10 protein-coding genes are annotated in these 22,353 nt (G+C 72.1%); 7 read left to right on the forward strand and 3 right to left on the reverse strand.

Going from position 1 to position 22,353, the window contains the following annotated elements:
• The first annotated feature begins 35 nt into the window (after window positions 1-35).
• The 7 genes from ACFYVR_RS19940 to ACFYVR_RS19970 are packed head-to-tail and all read left to right on the forward strand — an operon-like array spanning window position 36 to window position 17,650.
• Complete coding sequence (locus ACFYVR_RS19940; RefSeq protein WP_387476325.1) at window positions 36-12,146, forward strand: amino acid adenylation domain-containing protein; 12,111 nt, start codon at window positions 36-38, stop codon at window positions 12,144-12,146.
• A complete protein-coding gene (locus ACFYVR_RS19945; RefSeq protein WP_387476327.1) occupies window positions 12,143-13,216 on the forward strand; it encodes an ABC transporter substrate-binding protein in 1,074 nt (357 codons plus the stop codon). Before ACFYVR_RS19940 ends, ACFYVR_RS19945 begins: the two co-directional genes overlap by 4 nt.
• A 2-nt stretch (window positions 13,217-13,218) precedes the next feature.
• Window positions 13,219-14,481 (forward strand): enterobactin transporter EntS, encoded by a 1,263-nt coding sequence (entS, locus tag ACFYVR_RS19950; protein ID WP_387476329.1) that lies wholly within the window; start codon window positions 13,219-13,221, stop codon window positions 14,479-14,481.
• 33 nt (window positions 14,482-14,514) lie between these two features.
• Window positions 14,515-14,745, forward strand: coding sequence for a phosphopantetheine-binding protein (locus ACFYVR_RS19955; RefSeq protein ID WP_387476331.1), 231 nt, complete (start codon window positions 14,515-14,517; stop codon window positions 14,743-14,745).
• 9 nt (window positions 14,746-14,754) lie between these two features.
• A complete protein-coding gene (locus tag ACFYVR_RS19960) occupies window positions 14,755-15,777 on the forward strand; it encodes an endonuclease/exonuclease/phosphatase family protein (protein WP_387476333.1) in 1,023 nt (340 codons plus the stop codon).
• Entirely contained in the window at window positions 15,774-16,757 is a 984-nt protein-coding gene (locus ACFYVR_RS19965; protein WP_387476335.1) for a glycosyltransferase family 2 protein, read from the forward strand. Before ACFYVR_RS19960 ends, ACFYVR_RS19965 begins: the two co-directional genes overlap by 4 nt.
• Window positions 16,754-17,650, forward strand: coding sequence for a glycosyltransferase family 2 protein (locus ACFYVR_RS19970; RefSeq protein WP_387476337.1), 897 nt, complete (start codon window positions 16,754-16,756; stop codon window positions 17,648-17,650). The genes ACFYVR_RS19965 and ACFYVR_RS19970 overlap by 4 nt, the downstream gene beginning before the upstream one ends.
• 19 nt (window positions 17,651-17,669) lie before the next feature.
• On the opposite strand, the gene ACFYVR_RS19975 is transcribed toward ACFYVR_RS19970, so the two are convergent.
• From ACFYVR_RS19975 to ACFYVR_RS19985, 3 genes are read right to left on the reverse strand one after another with little or no spacing between them, the layout of a single operon-like run.
• Window positions 17,670-18,953 carry a lipopolysaccharide biosynthesis protein gene (locus tag ACFYVR_RS19975; RefSeq protein WP_387476338.1) on the reverse strand — a complete coding sequence of 428 codons (1,284 nt, stop codon included), beginning with the start codon at window positions 18,951-18,953 and terminating at the stop codon, window positions 17,670-17,672.
• On the reverse strand, window positions 18,950-19,840 hold the full coding sequence (locus ACFYVR_RS19980; protein ID WP_387476340.1) for a beta-1,6-N-acetylglucosaminyltransferase: 891 nt from the start codon (window positions 19,838-19,840) through the stop codon (window positions 18,950-18,952). Before ACFYVR_RS19980 ends, ACFYVR_RS19975 begins: the two co-directional genes overlap by 4 nt.
• Window positions 19,837-22,347 (reverse strand): alpha/beta fold hydrolase, encoded by a 2,511-nt coding sequence (locus tag ACFYVR_RS19985; RefSeq protein WP_387476342.1) that lies wholly within the window; start codon window positions 22,345-22,347, stop codon window positions 19,837-19,839. The genes ACFYVR_RS19980 and ACFYVR_RS19985 overlap by 4 nt, the downstream gene beginning before the upstream one ends.
• Window positions 22,348-22,353 lie beyond the last annotated feature (6 nt).

Raw genomic sequence — 22,353 nt, forward strand, 5'->3', positions numbered from 1 at the left:
CGTCCGCAGCGACGTGAGATGGTGGAGAAGCAACAGTGCAGTCGGCGTTTCCGGTGACAGCGGCCCAGCGCAGCATCTACTTCGGTCACCAGCTCGACCCCGTCGGGCACCTCTACAACACGGGCATGTACACCGAGACGGTCGGTGAGGTCGACATCGACCGGATCGTCGCGTCCGCGAAGGCGGTCCTCGACCAGGCCGAGACGTTGCACGTCAACTTCGAGGTCGACGCCGACGGCGCTCTCGTGCAGATCCCACGCGCCGACCGGGACTGGGTGCTCCCGGTTCTCGACTTCCGCGGCGAGGACGACCCGGACGCGGCATCGGCGCGCTGGATGCGCGAGACCATGGCGACTCCCGTCGACCTCGCGACCGACCTGCTGTTCACGTTCGCCGTCCACCTGGTCGGTGACGACCGGATGCGCCTCTACCAGCAGTATCACCACATCGTCAACGACGGCTACGGGATCGCTCTCGTCATCGCGCGCATCCAGCGTGCCTACGTCGAGCAGGTGGTCCCGGACCTCGCAGCCGAGTGGTCCCTCGCCCGGTTCGTCGACACCGACCTCGACTACACCGGGGGCGAGCAGATCGACGCCGACCGCGAGTACTGGCTCGGCGAGATGGCAGACCTCCCCGAGGTGCCGCGGCTGATCGAGGCCGAGCACGCACCGGCGCCCGGTGTCACCCACACCGCGGTCACGCTCGACGTCGAGCAGCGGAGCCGGCTCGAGGCCCACGGCAAGGTGCACGGCCTGCGCCTGGCGACGCTGATGGTCGGACTGCTCAGCGGATACGTCGCCCGGGCGACCGGCCGCTCGGACCTGGTGCTCGCGCTGCCGACCACCGCCCGCGGCACCCGCGAACTGCGGGCCGTGCCCGGCATGGTCGCGAGCGTGCTGCCGATGCGGTTCGACGTCGGTGCCGGGGACCGGATCGCGGACGTGGCCGCCGCCGCGGACCGCAAGATGTGGGCGCTGCTCAAGCACGGGCGGTTCCGCGGCGAGGCGATCGGACAGGCGCTGGCCGCGCGGAACCCGGACTGGCGGCCACCGGCCGTCGGCATCAACATCATGCCCGCGTCCACCTCCCGGTTCCTGATCGGCCGCGAGTCCACCGCGCACATGCTCGCGTCCGGGCCGGTCGGCGAGCTCGAGTTCATCGTGCTGCTGCACAAGTCCGGCCAGCCGATCGAGATCGGACTGCGCAGCCACCCGGACAACGGCGCGCGGTGCGCCGAGATCGCCGCCGAACTCACCGATTTCGTCGACGCCTTCCTCGACGACGCGGACACGTCCGTGTGGCGGCTGCCCGCGGGTGCGCCCGACGCGGCGGGTCACGACGAGGAGGGGACGGGACCGCTCGCGCTCCCGCCGGCGCTGGCCCGCCGCCGCGACGCCCAGGTCGACCTCACCGACCTGCGCAGCCTGCGGGTTCCGGCACCCCTCGGACTGACGCGAGACCTGCTCGTGTCGGCCGTCGACGCCCTGGTGTGTCACCACCACGCGCTGCGCGCCACACTCACCGCTCCGGCGCCGATCCTGTGGCTGCTCGCGATCGCAGATTCGGCGGACGCCGACGCACTCGTCCACGTCGTCGACGCCGAGCCGGGCACCGCGACCGCCGACCTGCTCGCGGACGCTCCCGCACCGGACTCGGCGGCGGGCCGGAACCTCGTCGTCCTCCAGCTGACCGGTGGTGCCGGCGAACTGGTGCTCGTCACCCCCGCGGGGCTGGTCGACGAGCGGTCGCTGGCCGTGGCGGGCGAGGACCTCGCGACCGCCCTGCGCGCCCTGCGCCGCGGCCGGCCCGTGACGCTGCCCGCGGTGCCGGTCTCGCTCGCCGCGCACACCCGGAAGTTCACGGCCGAGGCCGCGCAACCGACGCGACTGGCCGACCTCGTGTCGTGGATGGAGGTGCTCGCACCGGGCGCCGACCTGGTCCCGGCCGAGGCACCCGGGGTCGCCGCGAGCGCCGAACTCACCCTCGATGCAGCCGAGTTCGCGGCCGCGACCACCGCGGTGCCCGCACTCGTCAAGGGGCAGGCCACCGACGTGTGGGCCGCCGCGACCGCGATGGCCGTCGCCCGCTGGGAACACCGCGTCGCGGGCGCCGAGGAGTTGACGGTCGACCTCTGGTCCGACGGGCGCGACGGTGTCGGGCTCGCGCGCACGGTCGGCCCCCTCGGCTGGACCGCACCGGCGCGGCTCGGGCTCGACCGTGACCCGCTCACCGCACTGCGGACCAGCAAGGAGCGGCTCCGCTCGGTGGAACGGGTCGGCTGGCCGATGCTGCGGTACGCCAACGTGCAGGCCGGACCGGCACTGGCCGCACTGCCCGCGCCGCAGGTGTCGATCCGCACCGGTGGGGACCGGATCGGCCGCTACGCCCTCGACATCTGTGTCCGCCCCGACGGAAGCGGCGGGGCCCGAGTGCGATTCGAGTCCGACCACGGTCTCGGCGACGGCGGAGTCGAACGCCTCGCCGCCCTGTGGCGTGAGGCGGTGACCGAGCTGATCGGCATCGCCGACTCCGGCGCGGCCCGTCTGACCCCGTCGGATCTGCGGCACATCGACCTGAGCCAGGACGAGATCGACCGCGTCGTGGCGGTCAGCCCGGTTCTCGTCGAGGACATCTGGCCGCTGTCGCCGCTGCAGCGGGGACTGTACTTCCAGTCGGTCTTCGACGAGTCCGCCGACATCTACACCGCACAGTTCTCGCTCGACTTCGGGCACCGCATCGACGTCGCACGGATGCGCGCCGCCGCTGCGACACTGCTCGCCGAGAACCCCACGGTGCGAGCCGGTTTCACGAACGCCGGACTCGCGGAACCGGTCCAGTTCATCGGGGCCGACCTCGAGGTCCCGTTCGCCGAGGTCGACCTGTCCGCCCTGCCCGCCGCCGAGCAGCAGGGCCGGGTACAGGAGTTGATGGCCGCGGACCGCGCGCAGCCGTTCGACCTCGCCGCGCCGCCGCTGTGGCGGATGCTGCTGATCCACCTGGGCGACGGCGTCGACCGCCTCGTCGTCAACCGCGAATTCATCCTGTGGGACGGCTGGTCCGGCGCCCTGTTCGTCGATCAGCTGCTCGCCCGGTACGCCGGCGAGTTCCCCGCGCCCGCCGAGGCCGGGTTCACCGACTACCTGGCGTGGCTCGCCGACCGGCAGCCCGAGGCCGCCGCGGCGGCGTGGCGTGACGCCTTCACCGGCTTCGACACCCCGACCCTCGTCGCCGGATCCGTCAAGGGCCGGGCCCCGGTGGTGCCGACGCGGATCGAGTCGTACGTCGACGAGAACCTCACCGCGGCGCTGCGCGCCCGGGCCCGTACCAGCGGAGTCACGTTGAACGCGTTGATGAACGCGGTCATGGGCCTGCTGCTGTCCGCCGAGTCGGGTCGCACCGACGTGGTGTTCGGGTCCACCGTCGCCGGACGGCCCACCGAGATCGTCGGTCTGGACCGGGTTCTCGGCATGTTCCTCAACACGGTGCCGGTGCGGGTGACGCTGCGGCCCGACGAGACCGTCGCCGCGCTGCTGCGGCGGATGCAGGACGAGTACGTCGAGCGGATGGAGCACGAGTACCTCGGACTCGGCGAGATCCAACGCGCCACCGGCCACACCGAACTGTTCGACACCCTGTTCGTCCTGCAGAACTTCAAGAACGCCTCCGAGATGGCGGCCCAGTCCGCCAAGCACGACATCGTCGGCGAGGACAGCCTCGACCACACCCACTACCCCCTCGCCGTGGTGGTGTCGCCGGGCGAGCGGCTGCACGTCAAGATCGACTACCGGCCCGACGTCGTCGACCCGGTCCGCGCCCACGGCCTGCACGACCGGTTCGTGGACCTGCTGGACACCGTTGCCCGCGACGGCGACCGGCTCGTCGCCTCGGTGCCGGCGCTCCATGCCGGCGAGACGGCGGCGGCCCGGGTCGCCTGGGCGACGCCGCTGCCCGCGGTCGAGGACACCACGATCGCGGAGATGCTCATCGCCCGGGCCGAGAAGACGCCCGACGAGACCGCTCTGGTGTTCGGCGCCGAGCGCGTCACCTACGGCGAACTCGCCGGGCGCGTCGAGGCGCTGGCCCGGCACCTGGTCGGTCGGCGCGCCGCGCCGGAAGTCGTGATCGCGCTGGGCCTGCCCCGCTCGGTCGACATGGTCGTCGCCCTCTTCGCGGTGCTGCGCACGGGCGCCGCGTACCTGCCGCTCGAACTGGACCAGCCCGACGAGCGGCTGAAGGTGGTGCTCGAGGACGCCCGACCCGCCCTGGTGGTCACCACCACGGCGGTCGCGGAGCGACTGGGCATCGACCCCGGCATCGCGATCCGGCCGGACGAGCCGAACGACCGGGACCGCGCTCGGCTCACCGACGCCGAGCTCGGAGCGTTCGCACCTGGCACCCGGCGCCGGCTCGAGCACCCTGCCTACGTGATCTACACCTCCGGATCGACGGGGCGGCCCAAGGGCGTGGTCACCCCCTACCGCGGTCTGACCAACATGCAGCGCAACCACCAGGAGAAGATCTTCGACCCGGTGGTCGCCGCGCACGGTGGTCGGCGAATGCGAGTGGCGCACACCGTCTCCTTCGCGTTCGACATGTCGTGGGAGGAGCTGCTCTGGCTCGTCGAGGGCCACGAGGTGCACATCTGCGACGAGGACCTGCGACGCGACGCGCAGGCACTGGTCCGGTACTGCGACCGTGAGCGGATCGACGTGGTCAACGTGACCCCGACCTATGCGACCGCCCTGTTCGCGGAGGGCCTGCTCGACCGGGGCGCCCGGCCCGACGGCGGCGCCGCACACCGGCCCCCGCTCGTCCTGCTCGGCGGCGAGGCCGTACCGGACTCGGTGTGGAATCGCCTGCGCGACACCGACGGCACCCTCGGCTACAACCTGTACGGCCCGACCGAGTACACCATCAACACCCTCGGGGCGGGCACCGACGACAGCGTCACGCCGACCGTCGGCACCCCGATCCGGGCCACCCGCGGACACATCCTCGACCCGTGGCTGCGACCGGTCGTCGACGGCGTCGCCGGCGAGCTGTACATCTCCGGAGCCGGTCTCGCCCGCGGCTACCTCGGCCGCGTCGACCTCACCGCCGACCGGTTCGTGGCCGACCCCTTCGAGTCGGGCGGCCGGATGTACCGCACCGGCGACTTCGTGCGCCGCCGTCCCGACGGCAACGTCGACTACCTCGGCCGGATCGACGACCAGGTGAAGATCCGGGGCTACCGGGTCGAACTGCACGAGATCGAGTCGGTGATCGAGTCGCATCCGGCCGCGGCCTCCGCCGCCGTGGTGGCGGTCGACGACCCGCTCGTGGCGGGCATGAAACGGCTTGCCGCGTACGTCGTTCCGGCCACCGCCGGCGACGTCGTCGGCGTCCTCCTCGACCACCTGCGTGCCCAGCTGCCGGACTACATGGTGCCCGCCAGCCTGCAGACCGTCGACGCGATCCCGATGACGGTCAACGGCAAACTCGACGCGAAGGCGTTGCCCGCACCGCAGATGCGCGCCACCGCAGGCGGCAGGGAGCCGGAGACCGACGCGGAACGCGTGCTCTGCGCGGTGTTCGCGGACCTGCTCGGACTGGACACCGTCGGCGCCGACGACGACTTCTTCGAACTCGGCGGCCACTCGATGATCGCCATGCGGATGGTCAGCCGGGTGCGCGCCGAGTTCGACGTGCAGCTGACCATCCGGGACCTGTTCGAGGCCCGCACGCCCGCGCAGATCGCGCGGCTGCTCCCGGACGCCGCGAGCGCGCTGCCCGCGATCACCGCCGGGCCGCGCCCGGAACGGATTCCGCTCTCCGCAGCCCAGGAACGGCTGTGGATGCTCGCCGAACTCTCCGACGACAGCCTCACCTACCACTACGCGCACGTCGCACGCCTGAGCGGCGCCGTCGACGTCGACGCGCTCGCCCAGGCGGTGCGGGACGTGACCGCGCGGCACGAGAGCCTGCGGACCGTGGTCGAGGTGATCGACGGGGTGCCGTACCAGTCGATCCGTCCGGAGGGCGGCGAACTCGACGCCCTCGCCGTCGACCCGGCGACCGTCGACACCCGGGTGATCGAGCGGCTGACCGCGAACTTCGACCTGCGCACCGACGTGCCGCTGCGGGTGAGCCTGCTCAGCACGTCACCGGACGAGCACGTGATCGTGGTGCTGCTGCACCACATCGCCACCGACGAGGGCTCCGACGCCCCGCTCCTCGGTGACCTCACCCGCGCGTACCTCGCCCGCACCGCCGGCCGGGAGCCCGGCTGGGAGCCGCTGCCCGTCCAGTACGCGGACTACGCGCTGTGGCAGCGGGAGGTACTCGGGGACAACGGAATCGAAGCGCAGCTGGACTTCTGGCGCGAGAACCTCGCCGGGCTTCCCGAGGAGATCGCGCTGCCGACCAGCCGACCCCGCCCGGTTCACCCGACCGGTGCCGCTTCGGCGGCGCAGGTGATCATCGGCGCGGCCGCGGCCGGCCGGCTGCGGCGGCTCGCGGACGCGCACGGCGGCACGCTGTTCATGGTGTTGCACGCCGCGATCGCGGCGGTCCTGTCCCGGCTCGGTGCGGGTGACGACGTGGTCGTCGGCAGCCCGGTGTCCGGCCGATCCGACAGCGCGCTCGACGATCTCGTCGGATTCTTCGTCGGGACGGTCGTGCTGCGAACCGACCTCTCCGGCGACCCGACCTTCGCCGATCTCGTCGACCGGATCCGCGACGCCGACCTGGCCGCGATGTCGCGGCAGGACGTGCCGTTCCAGCGCCTCGTGGAGGAGTTCGCCCCGACGCGGGTCGAGGGCCGGAACCCGCTGTTCCAGGTGATGGTCAGCTACCTCCAGCGGCCGGCGGTGCTGCCGGACCTGCTCGGTGTGCCCACCCGGTGGGAGCCGCTGACGAACGTGCGGGCGAAGTTCGACCTGAGCGTCACCTTCGTCGACGCCCCCGACACCGGCGAGGTCACCGTCGTCGCGGAGTACGCGACCGACCTGTTCGACCATCCGGTGATCGAGACGATCCTCGCGGCGCTGCTGCGGGCCGTCGACGGCGTCGGCGCCGACCCGCACGTGCGGCTCGGGGCGCTGAACCTGCTCGGGGTGGGGGAGCGGGAGCGCCTGCTCGCCACCGGCGTCGGCGAGCGGACGCCCGTCCCGCCGGTGACCGTCGCCGAGATGCTCTCGTGCGGAGCGCAACTCGACGCGGGGGCCGCCGCGCTCGTCGCCGGTACCCGGACGCTGACCCACGCGGACCTCGACGCGCGGTCCAACCGGCTGGCCCGGTTGCTGATCGCCGACGGCGCCGGACCCGGCGAGCTGGTCGCGGTCGCGGTGCCCCGTTCGGTCGAGCAGGTGGTCGCGATCCACGCGGTCGTCAAGTCCGGTGCGGCGTACCTGCCGATCGACACCGGCCTGCCCGCGGCGCGGATCGAGTACCTGCTCGCCGACGCGAAGCCGGTGCGCGTGCTCAGCACCACGGCGACCGCGCTGCCCGCGGGGGCGGGTCGCACCGACCTCGACGACGATGCGGTCGCGGCACGGCTCGCGGACATCTCGCCCGCACCGATCACCGACGCCGACCGTCGCACGGCACTGACCCCGGCCCACCCGGTGTACGTGATCTACACGTCCGGTTCCACGGGAAACCCGAAGGGCGTCGTCGTCGCGCACGAGTCCGTCGTCAACCGCCTGGTCTGGGTGCAGGAGCGGCTGCCGCTCGCCCCGTCCGATCGGGTGGTGCTCAAGACGCCCGCGACGTTCGACGTGTCGGTGTGGGAACTGTTCTGGCCCACCGTCAACGGCGCGGTGACGGTGGTCGCGGGTCCCGACGACCACCGCGATCCCGGTGCCCTGCTCGCGCTGCTGCGCGAGCAGGAGGTCACGATCGCGCACTTCGTGCCGTCGATGCTCGAGGAGGTGCTCGCCCTGCCGGAGGTCGCCGCGCCGGCGCTGCGCCGCGTGGTGTGCTCCGGTGAGGCGCTGCAGTACCGCACCGTGGAGCGGTTCGCCGCCGCGGTCCCGGAAGCGACGCTCGACAACCTCTACGGACCCACCGAGGCGGCGGTCGAGGTGACCCTCGCCGCGGACCTGACGGCGCGACTGGACGGCGCGACCGGGGCCACCGAGATCGGCGGTCCCGGCTCGAACGTGGACTTGTACGTGCTCGATCCGGGTCTGCGTCCGACCCTGCCCGGTGTCGCCGGTGAGCTCTACCTCGGCGGTGTCCAGGTGGCCCGCGGCTACCTCGGGCGTCCGGGACTGACGGCTCAGCGCTTCGTCGCCGACCCGTACGGTGCCCCCGGCACCCGGCTCTACCGCACCGGCGACCTGGTGCGGTGGACCGCGGGCGGCGAACTGGACTTCCTCGGCCGGATCGACGACCAGGTCAAGATCCGTGGCCTGCGCATCGAACTCGGCGAGGTGGAGGCCGCGCTCGAGGCGCTGCCGCAGGTCGCTCGGGCCGTCGCCGCGGTCGCCACGAACAACGCCGGTGCACCCGTGCTCGTCGGTTACGTCGTGCCCGCTGCGAGCGTCGACGCCGCCGCGCCCGGCGCCGATCCCGCCGCGCTGCGCGCTGCGCTCGTCGGGACCGTTCCGGACCACCTGGTCCCGGCGCTGATCATCCCTATCGACACCGTCCCGGTCAGCTTCAACGGCAAGCTGGACCGGAAGGCGTTGCCGCGCCCAGATTTCGACGGCGCACCGCAGTCGCGCGCCCCGCGCACGGAACTCGAGGCGGCCATGTGCGCGGCGTTCGCCGACGCGCTCGGCGTGGAGACGGTCGGCGTCGACGACGACTTCTTCGCTCTCGGCGGGCACTCGCTGACGGCGATCCGTCTGGTCAACGCGCTGCGCTCCGAACTCGGCGTCGATCTCGCGATCCGCAGCGTGTTCGACGCACCGACGGTCGCTCAGCTCGCGGAGGTCGCGCAGCGGGCGCGGGGCGTCGCACGTCCCGCGCTGACCGCCGGTGCGCGGCCGGACGTGCTGCCGCTGTCGTTCGCGCAACGCCGGATGTGGGTGCTCGACCGGCTCGGCGCCGGCGGCGGCGCCTACAACGTGCCGATCTCGTGGCGGGTGCCCGGCTCGGTCGACGTCGTCGCGTTCGCGGAGGCGGTGCGGGACCTGATGATCCGGCACGAGGCACTGCGCACCGTCTTCCCCGAGGTCGACGGTGCGCCGCAGCAGGTGATCCTGCCCGTCGACGCGGTGGAGGTGGACCTGGACCGGCGGACCGTGCGCGGGGACGAGGTCGCCGCCCTCGCCGCGGAGGCGGCGCGGTTCCAGTTCGACCTGGAAACGCAGGCACCCGTGCGGGTCTCGGTTTTCGAGACCGGGGACGAGACGGTCGTGGTCCTGGTCGTCCACCACATCGCCACCGACGAGTGGTCGACCCGGGCCCTGCTCACCGACCTGATGACCGCGTACGCGATGCGGCAGTGGGGGTCCGCGCCGCAGTGGACGCCGCTGCCCGTGCAGTACGCCGACTACACCCTGTGGCAGCGCGACATGCTCGGTGACGTCGTCGAGCCGGACAGTGTCGCGGCCCGGCAGGCGGGCTACTGGCGGGACGCGCTCGCGGGACTCCCCGAGGAACTGACGCTGCCCGCCGACCGGACCCGCCCGGCCCGCTTCACCTACCGCGGCGGTGCGGTCTACCTGGCCGTGGACCCGGAGGTCGTGTCCGGGCTGCGCGAGACCGCCCGCACGCACGGGGTGAGCATGTTCATGCTCGTGCAGGCCGCGGTCGCGGTGCTGCTGCACAAGTCCGGTGCGGGAGAGGACATTCCGCTGGGCACCCCGGTCTCCGGCCGGTCCGAGTCCAGCCTCGAGGACCTCGTCGGGTTCTTCCTCAACACCCTGGTGTTGCGGACCGACCTGTCCGGCAACCCGACCGTCGGCGACCTGCTGGCCCGGATCCGGGACACCGATCTGTCCGCGTTCGAGCACCAGGACCTGCCGTTCGAGCAGGTCGTCGACGCGGTCCTCGGCGCGAGCGCCCGATCCCGGTCGACGCATCCGCTGTTCCAGACGATGGTCGTGTACCTGACCGAGCCGAGCCCCGCGGACGGATTCGCGGGGACCGCCGGACTGACGCCGGAACCGATCGAGGTCACGACCGCGAAGTTCGACCTGTCCTTCGACTTCGTCGAGTACGCGGGCACGGACACGATCGTCGGCATGGTCGAGTACAGCGCGGACCTCTTCGACCGGGAGACCGCCGAGCGGCTCGCCGCCGGTCTCGGTCAGGTCCTGCGCGAGCTCGCGACGGGCCCGCACACGCGCCGGCTGGCCGAGATCGACGCGATCCCCGTCGCGGAACGCAACGACATCACCCGGCGCTGGAACACGAACCCGATGGCGGTGCCGGACACGACGGTCGCCGCGCTGTTCGCGTCCGCCGCCGACCGGTACCGGGCGCACCCGGCACTGATCGCCGGGGAGATCACCTGGACGTTCGGTGACCTCGCCTCCCGGGTGAACCGCCTGGCGCGGCTGCTCGTCACCCACGGCGTCGGCCCGGAAGTGCCGGTGGCGCTGATGCTTCCCCGCACCGCGGACGCGGTGACCGCGATGCTGGCGGTGCTGACCGCGGGCGGCGCCTACCTGGCGTGCGATCCGCAGGCCCCCGCCGCGCGGACCGAGGCGATTCTCGCGACCACCCCACCCGCGGTGGTCCTGACCACGTCCCCACTGGCGGACCGGTTGCCGACCACCACGGCGCCGGTGCTCGTGCTCGACGATCCCGATCTCGTGGCGGCGGCCGCCGCGCAGGACCCGGCACCGGTCACCGACCTGGACCGGACCCGGCCGCTTCGGCTGCAGCATCCGGCGTACGTGGTCCACACGTCCGGGTCCACCGGGGTGCCGAAGGCCGTGGTCGCGGTGAACCGTGGCCTGGGAACGCTGTTCCACAGTCACCGGGCCGCGCTGTACCGGCCGACACAGCGGCGGTCCGGCCGGGAGCGGTTGCACGTCGGGCACGCGTGGTCGTTCGCGTTCGACGCGTCGTGGCAGCCCCAGCTGTGGCTGCTCGACGGGCACGCCTTGTGCCTCGTCGACGAGCAGACCCAGCGGGATCCGCGAAAAATGGTGGAACAGGCCCGAAGCCAGCAGTGGGACTTCGTCGAGGTCACCCCGTCCCACCTGGCCCAGCTGATCGACGCCGGCCTGCTCGAGAACGCACCGGCCTCGCTCGGTTTCGGTGGCGAGGCCGTCAACCAGCCCCTGTGGGACCTGCTGCGCAGCCAGGAGGGCACCGAGTCGTACAACCTGTACGGCCCCAGCGAGAGCACCGTCGACGCCCTGGTGGCTCGGGTGTCCGACAGCGACGTGCCCGTCGCCGGGCGGCCGGTCGGCAACACCCGCGCCCACATCCTGGACCGGTGGCTGCGGCCGGTGCCGATCGGCGTCGAGGGCGAGCTGTACCTGTCCGGGGACGGCCTGGCGCGCGGCTACGGCGGCGAATCCGGCCGCACCGCCGAGCGTTTCGTCGCCGACCCGTTCGGACGACCGGGCACCCGGATGTACCGCACCGGCGACCGCGCCCGGTGGACGCGGCACGGCCACATCCAGTACCGCGGCCGCGCGGACGACCAGGTGAAGGTGCGCGGCCATCGCATCGAGCCCGCCGAGGTGGAGGCCGCCCTGCTCGCGGACGCCGCCGTCGGGGAGGCCGTGGTCCTCGCGCGCCGGGACACCGCGAACACGGCGCTGACCGGTTACGTCGTCCCCGCCCCGGGCCGGACGGTCGACGTCGCCGCGCTACGCCGCCGGGTGGGTGCGACGCTGCCGGACTACATGGTGCCGTCGGCTCTCGTCGTCCTGGACGCGATGCCGGCCCTGCCGAACGGCAAGATCGACCGGGCCGCGCTGCCGCGACCGGAGGTCACGCCGTCCGGGGAGTACCGGGCGCCGGTCACGGAAACCGAGGTGCTGCTGTGCGCCGTCGTCGCCGACCAGCTCGGGCTCGACCGGGTCGGCGTCGACGACGACCTCTTCGCGCTGGGCTGCGACAGCATCGGCGTGATGGCGCTGATGGGCCGGCTGCGCGCCGCCGGCGCCCTGGTCGATGCCGCGCAGGTCTTCGCCGCGGCCTCCCTCGGCGACCTCGCGGCCGACATCGACCACAACCGAACGCACGCATGAGCACGAAGAACGAAGGGACGCAGATGAACACTCGATGGACCAGGCGGATCGGCGCCGCGCTGGCGGCGGCGACCGTGATGCTCGGCGTCGCCGCGTGCGGCTCCGACTCCGGCAGCACCGACACCACGTCCTCGGCGACCGCGGACGCCGGGCAGTTCCCGGTGACGGTGTCCGGCAAGTTCGGTGACGCCACCATCGAGGCCGCACCGACCCGTGCGGTGCCACTGTCCCCGCAGGACGCCGACATCCTCCTCTCCCTCGGCGTCACCCCCGTCGCCATTCCGGTCGACGCCCAGAACCGTGCCGCCACCGGCGGAACCGGGATCTGGCCGTGGCAGCATGAGGCGTTCGGTGGCGCGACGCCCGAGACCCTCGACCTGGACACCGGGGCCGACTCCATCGCGGAGAAGCTCGCGGTGCTCCAGCCCGACATCATCGTCTCGACCGGATTCTGGGGTCTGGACCAGGGCACGTACGAGCAGCTGAGCAAGCAGTTCCCGGTGGTGCACTTCGACACCCAGGCGAACGGTGAGCCGTGGCAGGACTCGACCCGCAAGGTCGCGGCCGCACTGGGCATCCCGGAGAAGGCGGACGAGGTGATCGCCGAGGCGCAGACCCGTCTGGAGGACGCGAAGGCGGCGAACCCGACGATCGCGGGCAAGACGTACAACGCGGTGATCGGCGACACTGGCGGGCAGTTGTCGGTGCTGGCCTCGGACGAGCGCGGCATCGGTCAGTTCCTCACCTCCCTCGGCCTGGTGCTCAGCCCGTACGCGACCACGCTGCCCGTCGACGCCGACGGTCGCGGTGTGCTGTCGTACGAGAACATCGGCGAGATGAACGCCGACGTCGAATTCGTCGTCTCCCCGACCGGTGACCTGAGCTACCTCACCAAGTTCCCGACGTGGAACGCACTGCCCGCCGTCCAGAACGGCGCCGTGGTGTCCCTCGCCCGCAACACCGGTCTCCCGAACGCGATCGGCTTCCCGTCCGCGCTCTCGCTGGGCTGGGCGACCGACCAGGTGATGCCGCTGATCAGCGACGCGGTCGCCAAGAGCGACGCGAGCTGACCATGAGCGAACGCGGAGTACTCCTCGATCTGCGGCCGCTGCGCGAGAGCGCGGCGTTCCGCCGGGTGTTCGTCGCCCGGACCATCTCGATCCTCGGGATCGGCATGCTGATGGTCGGCGTCCCGATCCAGGTGTACGACCTGACCGGGTCGTCGTTCCTGGTCGGTGTCGTCGCCGCGGTCGAGGGTGCCGCGTCCATGGGCGGCATGCTGATCGGCGGCACGCTCGCCGACCGCCACGACCGCAAGAAGCTGATCCTGTTCGCCCGCACCGTGTCCGGACTGACGTTCGTCGGGCTGGCCGTCAACGCCATGGTCGACGGGCCGTCCTGGCAGGTGATCATCGCCCTGGCCGTGATCAACGGACTGATCGGATCGATCAGCATCGCAGCCCTGTTCGCGGTGGTACCCACCCTCGTGCCGCGGGAGCAGCTGGTCGGTGTCGGGGCGCTGAACGTGCTCAGTGCCCGCGTCGGTGCCGTGATCTCGCCGGCACTCGGCGGTGTGGTGATCGCGGCGTTCGCGGTGTCCTGGAACTACTGGGTCGCCGCGCTCGGCACGGTCGTCACCATCGTGCTGCTGTCGGGGCTGCCGGCGCTGCCGCCGCCCGCACCGCAACACCACGACGCGGCCGCCGGCGGCCCGCCCGAGTCGATGGCGCAGTTCGTGGCGCGGGAGCGGGTGGTCGGCGGCGTCATGATCGCCGGTGTCGTCGCGATGCTCGGCAGCGGCGTCCTGGTGCTGGTGCCCGGCCTCGTCGACGAGCGGTTCGGTGGCGACTCGTGGGCGGCCGGCCTGCTGTACGCGGCAACCGCCGTCGGCGCGGTGATCGCGACGGTCACCAGCGGGTGGTTGTCCCGGCTCGCCCGTCCCGGGCTGGTGCTGCTCGTGGCGCTGGCGGCCGGGTTCGCGGTCCAGGCGTTCGTCGGCCTGACCGGTGTCCTCGCACTCGCTCTGCTGCTGCTCGTCGTCGTCGGCGCGATCAGTTCCGTGCAGGAAGTGCTGCGGTACGCGCTCATCCAGACCCACACACCGGAGTCGATGCTCGGCCGGGTGAACGGGCTGTGGTCGGCGCAGGAAGTCGCCGGGGTCTCGATCGGCGCCCTGATCGCCGGGGCGTTCGGCGGGGTAGTCTCGGCCTCCTCCGCGGTCGTCACCTACAGCCTGACCATGTGCGCCGTCGCCCTGGTCTCCCTCCTCGTCCTCGGCACGTTGCGCCGGGCCGTCGCCGCGCCGTCGCCTGCGGATTCCGCAGTCGCGGCCTGAATTCCCCCTCACCCGAATCGAAAGGCTTCACCGATGACCTCCACCCTGACCCGCGATCGCATGGTTGCCGACCTGGCCGGCATGCTCGACCTGCCCGCCGCCGAACTCACCGAGGACACCAACCTGCTCGACCTCGGCCTGGACTCGGTGCGCCTGATGTCGCTGGTCGAGCGGTGGCGCGCCGAAGGCGCCGTCGTCGACTTCGTCGATCTCGCGTCGGATCCCCAACTGGGCGCGTGGTTCGAGGTCGTCGGTGCGAGCTGAGACCCGGACATGAGGCCCGTCCCGGGGCCGGTCGTGGCTGCGTCGCCGCGTCAGGCGGCGCGCCGGGTGGCGTACGGGGTCGGCGTCGCGGCCGTCGCGGGGGCCGCTCTCGGGGCCGTGGTGCACTTCGTCGGCCCGGAGAGCAACAAGCTGGCCGTCGCATCCTCGTTCGTCCCGCTCCTGCTGGTGGTCGGGCTGGCGGGTCTGCTCGTGCTCGCCGCGGTGCGGGCCTGGCGGACGCTGGCCGTCGGGACTGTCGTCGTGCTGTCCGGCCTGGCCACACAGGCGCCGCTGTACGTGCGCAACGTCCCGGACGCGGGTGCGTCCGAGGCACCGATCCGGCTGCTGCAGGCCAACATCCGTCTCGGTGAGGCGGAGCCGGATGCCCTGGTCGAGCTGGTGCGGTCCAGGTCGGTGAACGTACTGACCGTGGAGGAACTGACCGACGACGCGGTGGGCCGACTACGGGACGCGGGCCTCGAGGACCTGCTGCCGATGACCTACCTGTCACCCAAGGAGTCGGGTGGCGGCGGCACCGGCATCTACAGCCGATTCGAGCTCCGCGACCCCGAGCCGCTGGGCCGGTTCTCGATGGCCAACCTCGTCACCACACTCGATCTCGGGGATGGCCGCAGCGTGACCCTCGCCGCCGTCCATCCGATGCCGCCGTACCCGTCGCCGGCGTGGATGTGGGCCGCCGAGATGGAGAAGCTCGCGGCGTTGCTGCACGAGCGGGCGGCCGACGGTACCCCGATGATCGTGAGCGGGGACTTCAACTCGACGTACTCGCACAGCCGGTACCGCGACATCCTCACCGACGGTTTCGTCGACGCGGGGGAGCAGGCGGGCGCGGGCCTGGTGCCGACCTACCCGGCAGACCGCTGGTATCCCGCGGTGATCGCGATCGACCGGATCGTCCTGCGCGACACGGTGGTCGGCGAGTACGAACGCGTCGACCTGCCCGGATCGGACCACCACGGACTCTTCGCCACTCTGACACCGGAATTCGACACCACGGAGGTTTCGCAGTGAACCGGGTGAGCGTCGTGGTGCCGGTGTACCGCTGCCTCCCTCACGTCGAGGGCTGCCTGCGGTCGGTACTGGCGCAGACCCGACCCGCCCACGAGATCGTCCTCGTCGACGACCGAGGGGGCGACGAGTCGATGGCGGTCGCGCAGCGGTACCTCACCGCTCGGGGAGCGAACTTCCGCAGTGTCGTGCACGACGAGAACCGCGGTCTCGGCCGGGCCCGCAACTCCGGGCTGGCGGCGTCGACCGGCGACCTGGTGTGGTTCCTCGACAGCGACGACGAGGCCGATCCGCGTTTCCTCGAACTGCTCACCGATGCACTGGAATCCGGATCCGCCGACTTCGCCTGCACCCGGACCCGACGGGTCGACGAGGCGGGCCGGGTGTTGCAGATCGACGAGCCGCCGTTCGGTGCGTTGGTGATCTCCGGCGAGGACTTCGCACGGCATCTGGTGCTGGGAAGCGCGAAGGCGTACGCCTGCACCAAGCTGTTCCGCCGGGAGTTGCTGGGGGAGCGGCCGTGGGACGAGGGCCAGGGATACGAGGACATGGCACCCGCACTGCGGATGGCGTTGGCGTCCGAGCGGGTCGCGCTCGTCGACGAGCCGCTGTACCGGTACCTCTATCGGGAAGGCTCGATCAGCACCTCGCTCGGCCCGCGCACCTTCGACCTGTTCAAGGTCGAGCGCGACGTCCGCGCCACCGTCGCGGGAGCCGGACTCGCCGACCGGTGGCAACGGGCGCTGCTGGGCTTCCGCTACCGGGAGATCTTCCGGTCCGTCGCGCACGTCGCGATGCGCGCCGATCACGCGTCGCCGTCACGGCCCGACCTGTACGACGACGCGATCCGACGGGTCCGGGCCGCGGTGTCGGTGCGGGACGTGACGCCTCTGCTGCGCACCGGGCACCTTCGTGAGGCGGTGTTCGCGGTGCTGCTGAAATTCGCTCCCGCGCTGTACTCGACGATTCTGAGGTACCGATGAACGCTCCACTGGTCACCGTCCTGGTGCCCGTGTACAACGCGGGTCGGTTCGTGCGCGAGGCGCTCGATTCCGTACTGACGCAGGACCTCCGCGACTTCGAGCTCCTGGTGATCGACGACGGGTCGACCGACGACACCCCCACGGTGCTGGCGATGATCGACGATCCCCGGGTGCGGGTGGTCCGGCAGGACAACACCGGACTCGTCGGCGCACTCAACCACGGACTCGACGAGGCGCGCGGGCGGTTCCTGGCGCGGATGGACGCCGACGACGTGATGGCGCCCGGCCGTCTGTCGGCGCAGCTGCGCGCGATGCACGGCGACCCCGACCTCGTCGTGTGCGGCACCGACTACGAACTGTTCGGTGCCGCGACCGGGCGGGTCCGGATGCCGCGCACCGACACCGCGTGCCGGCAACGTCTGCTGCTGTCGAGTCCGCACTGCGGGCCGTCGGTGATGATCCGGGCGTCCGTTCTCGAGCTGAGCGGACTGCGCTTCCGGCCGGAGTTCGCGCACGCAGAGGACTACCGGATGTTCGCCGAACTGTCCCAGTACGGCCGGATGGGCAATCTGCCGCTACCCGGCTACCGGTACCGGATCGACGAATCCCAGGTCAGTGCTGTGCATTCCGTGGAGCAGCGGCAGGCGCACCTGCGGATCGCCCGCGAGCACGCGCACGCCGCCGGATGCCGGCCGCTGCCGGACGAGTCACTCGCGGCCCTGCTCTGGCCGGCGATCCCGCAGGCACCGCTGCCGGTGGCGGCGTCGCGGGTGCTGGCGTCGATGGCCGGTCCGGTCGCCTCCGCCGTCGCCCGGCGACCCGGAGTCGAGACGGTCCGGTTCACCGGGCGCAAGCTCGTCGAGGCGTTGGCCGCGGTGCGGGCGGCGCGCTGACCTGCTTGCGTTGCGGCGCTCAGCCTGCGGGGACGGGCTCCGGTTCCCGGTCCGCGGGCGCGGTCAGGTCGGCGATCGCCCGCCGCAGGGGAAGGGCGATCACCGTCACGGCGACCAGCTGTGCGGTCAGCGAGCCGAGACCGACGCCGATCAGCCCGACCCGTGGGACGAGCAGCAGCGTCACCGTGAGGGTGGTGACGACGATGACGATCTGGATCGCCAGCATCAGGCGCAGTCGTCGCAGGATCTGCGCGAGCAGGAAGTACACGATGACCACGGTGCCGACGAGCGAGTCGACCGCCATCACCAGCACCAGGCCGGCCGCGGCGTGGAAGTAGTCCGGGCTCACCACGTACAGCACGAGTGGGCCGCCGACCGCGAGACCGGTCGCCGAGACCACCGCGACGGCGCCGAGCATCCGGACCAGGCGGCGCAGCAGCGCAGGCTGGTCCGCACCCGGTGCGGAGGCCTCCACGATGAACGAGGAACCCACGCCGGCGCGCAGCAGCCCGACAGCGGAGCACATCGTCCACGCCAGGTTGAAGTAGGCGTTCTGCTCGGTGCCCAACTCGGACACCACGATCAGCGGCAGCACCAGGGGAATCACGGTCATGACGAGCGTCATCGTGAAGTACACACCCTGGAACGCCCACAGTTCCCGCACCGGCGGCAGTTCCGGTTCGACGTCCCGGCGCTCCCGGACCGACCGCAGCAGATAGACCACCGCGATCGCGGTCACACCGAAGGCGAGCACCGCCCACGACCCGCTGAGCGCCAGCGCGGAACCGGTGCTCGCGAGCACGACGACGGGGATGATCTTGAGGACCGAGAGGGCGATGTTCTTGACCGCAACCGCTTTCGCGAGGCGCAGACCCGTCAGGATCGGATCGGCCAGGGCGTAGACCGCGAACGCGACGACGATGAAGGGGAACAGCGCGTACTCGGCGGAGGAGGTGAAGAGCCGATCGTGGGACGGGTACACCAGCAGGAACAGGCAGCCGAGAACCAGGGCGACGGTTGACGTCAACGCGAGACCGCCGACGATCAGCCGCGTCGACGACCGGCCGGCCACCGGAAGGAAGCGCTGGTATGCGCCGCCGAGTGACAGGCACGACAGCGACGCCAGCATGGTGGCGGTGCTGATCACCGCGGAGGCGCGACCGACGTCGGCCGTGTCGAAGAACCGTTCCGCGACCGCCCAGTACACCAGGCCGAGAGCGCCCGTGGCGACCGACGCCAGCATCAGTGCCGCGGCGTTGGATTCGAGTCCCGGCGCGGTGAGGCGCTTGGGCAGACGGATCACGAGGCCACCTGCTCGCCGGCGCGGAACGCGTCGATCAGCTCCCACGACGACTCGTCGGCCTTGCGGGCGAACAGCGCCGGGGAGCGCCGCAACTCGACCTCGTCGTCGATGGTGAACGTGCGGGGGTTGATGGCGTTCCGATCCGACCAGTCGATGTGGTGCAGCGCGTGCACCGGATGGAGGAGGTATGCGTCGACGTCGGACTCGCGGTCGACGTGTTGTGCGATGCGGTCGGCGAGCGGCGACGCCGCGAGGATCGAGTGGAAGACGATCTCGTCGGCGCACAGGGTGTGCCGGTGGAATCGCAGCCACCGTGGGTTCGCCGCCAGGAAGCGGTGGACGTGCTCCACGGCTTCGGCGGTCAGCGCCCACCACGTCGAACCCTGGACGAGCGGCAGCGTCTCGTCCACCCGCCGCGGGATGCGGCCGGACCACCGTCCCCGCACGGGGAACCGGTCGTCGGGGAAGTGTCTGCGGTTGACGACGTGCATGCGCTGGGCGCCGGGGCCGGTGAGGTGCCAGTCGATGCGGATGTACTCGGTGTCCCCGGACCACGCCGTGAGGACGTCGTCGAGCGGGGCGATGCGCAGGTCGGCGCCGGAGAGCAGTGCGAACCGGCGGTACGGTCGACCCGTCGCCCGGGCGGCCGCGAGGAGGTCGAGCGTCGCGGACACGATGCTCAGTCCGCCCCAGCGCACCTCGCGGCGGTCACGCAGGTAGGTCAGGCCGTCGCGTTCCGGCGCTGCCGCGAGGAACCGCGCGAGGTCCGACTTCGCGTCGACGTGCACGAACACGTCGATCGCCGGGTGACGGAGCGAATCGAGCAGCGCGGTGAGGACCCGCGGCTGGTGGTGCGCGAGCACCAGCACCGCGAACCGATCCGTCATGCGGTGTGCTCCAACGCCGCCCGCACGAGCGCTGCCGTTCGGGTGACGTGCGGGGCACGCAGCATCCCGACGTGATCGCCGGACACGCGTTCGACCGAGACGACGTTCGGGGCGACGACCGGCCACCACGACGGCTCGTCCGGGTTGTCCTCGGCCATCACCACCGCGACCCGGCCGTGCCACGGCTTCAGCCGGTGCAGCAGGGACACCCGACGGCCCAGTTCGTGGAAGAGATCCCACTGCTCCTGCGCGGGCCGCTGCACCACACCGGCGGTGAGCAGTCGGAAACGGGTGCGCCACAGGTCGCTCCGTGAGGGCGGTGGACCGGCGACGGCGGGAGGCGTGGCCAGGGTCCGGGGCAGGTCGGGGCCCCCGACCGACAGGGGGCCGCCGAGAATCGTGTCGAGGCAGACGACCGCGCGAACGGTTTCGCCGTCGGCCTCGAGCAGCCGAGCCACCGCCATCGCGATCACCCCGCCGAGCGAGTGCCCGACGAAGGTGTACGGACCGTGGGGTTGAACGCGCCGGATCTCCCGCAGGTAGCGCCGCGCCGCCGCCCCGATGGTCCAGTCGGGCACACCGCGGCGTTCGAGGCCGTGCGCCTGCAGGCCGTGGACGGGCCGGTGGGGGTCGAGTTCCCTGGCCAACGGAAGCAGTGCCAGAGCGGTGGAACCCGCCCCGGCGAACGCGAACACGGGCTCACCGGAGCCGCCGGGGCGCAGCGGGACCAGCACCGAGGTGCGGTCCACCGGAGTCGCACCGGCGGCCTCGTCGAGGTGAGCGGCGAACTGCCGCAGTGTCGGGAAGTTGGCCAGTGTCGCCGACGACAGCGCGACGTCTGTCTGCGCACCGACCCGGGTGAGCATCTGCTGGGTCTGCAGCGAGTCGCCGCCGAGCGCGGTGAAGTCGTCGTCGCGTCCCACCCGGTCGACGCCGAGGATCTCCGCCCACAGTTCGGCCAGCGTGGTCTCGGTGCCGACCGCCGGCGGCACGTGCGCCGGTCGCGGGGACGGCGCGGGCAGAGCCGCCCGGTCCACCTTGCCGCGCTCGTTGCGGGGCAGCACGGGCAGGAGAACGATGTGTGCGGGGATCATCCAGTCCGGCAACGTGTCCCGCAGCTCCCGCCGCAGGTCCGCAGCGGAGGGCGCCCGACCGTCCGGGCTGACGGCGACGTACCCGGTCAGCGCGGCGGCCGTCTCGGTGCGGTGCGCCACCACGACGGCGTCGTCCACGGAGGTCAGCTTCCGGAGCGCGGATTCGACGTCGGCGGGCTCGACAAGATACCCGCGCACCTTGACGGCATCGTCGCCGCGGCCGACCAGGTGTAGGTGGCCGAACTCGTCGAAGCGGCCGAGGTCACCCATCCGGAAGAACCGGACGCCCTCGCGGGTGCGGCCGAACTTCGTGACGTCCGCCGTCGCCTCGCCGTCGCGGGTGACGTGGTATCCCTCGGCGAGATAGTCGGATTCGACGACGATCTCACCGACCTGGCCGATCGGGACCGGCCTGCCGTCGGGGCCGATCAGGCGGACCACCTTGTTGGCGGCCACGACCCCGACCGGCAGCACCCGGTCGGGCACCGGCCGCTGCGCGGGGAACTCGTTGAACGCAAGGTTGCCGGTCTCCGAGGAACCGGACAGGTTGCAGTAGGTGGACTCCGGGCCGAGCAGCGCGCGCAGGCGCGTCACGTCGTCGCCGTGGACCGCCTCGCCGCAGGTGGTGACCAGTCGCAGGCCGCTCAGCGTCGGGGTGTCCGCGCACACCTTGACCACCGCCCGCAGCAGCGAGGGGGTGGCGTGCAGTGTGGTCAGCGCCTCGCCGGAGATCCACTGCGGCACTTCCTCGATCCCCACCTCCCGGGGGTCGAGGAAGTGCAGCGTCGCGCCGTTGAGCAGGGTGAACACCACGACGTCCATGCCGCCGCCGAAGCTGATCGGCAGCGCCATCCCGACCCGGTCGCCGGCACCGATGCCGAGCGTGGTGTGGAAGTCCGCGGCCTGGTTGAGCCACAGGCGCTGCCCCTGACGGACCGCCTTCGGGCGGCCGGTCGAACCGGAGGTGAACAGCAGGACCGCGGTGTCGGTGGGGTCGACGGCGGGCAGCGTGGGGGTCGGTGCGGCGGTCGTCGCCGCGAGATCGTCGGGGCGGTACCGCCGGGCACCGCTGCGCGTGAGGATGTCGGCGCGCCGCTCCTCCGGAAGCTGGGAATCGAGCAGCACCAGTGGGTGTCCCGAGACCAGTACCGTCACGACGGCGACCACGCAGGCGAGGCTGCACGAGGTGTCCAGCGCCACGGGGCGACGGGTGTCGCCGAGTTCGGCCGTCAGGGCGCGCGCCCCGGCGAGCGCGCGGTCCCGCAGCTGCGCGTAGGTGATCCGTTCGCCGCGGCACACCACCGCCACGTCGTCGGGGAGGGCGTCGGCCACCGCCTCGAACCGCTCCCGGATCGAGGTCCACGGCACGGCGAACGGGGGATAGCCGCGCGTGGCGGTGAACGTGCGAGTCATCGAAAC

Origin of the sequence: Rhodococcus sp. NPDC003318, assembly GCF_042879035.1 — a bacterium.
Lineage (GTDB): Bacteria > Actinomycetota > Actinomycetes > Mycobacteriales > Mycobacteriaceae > Rhodococcus_G.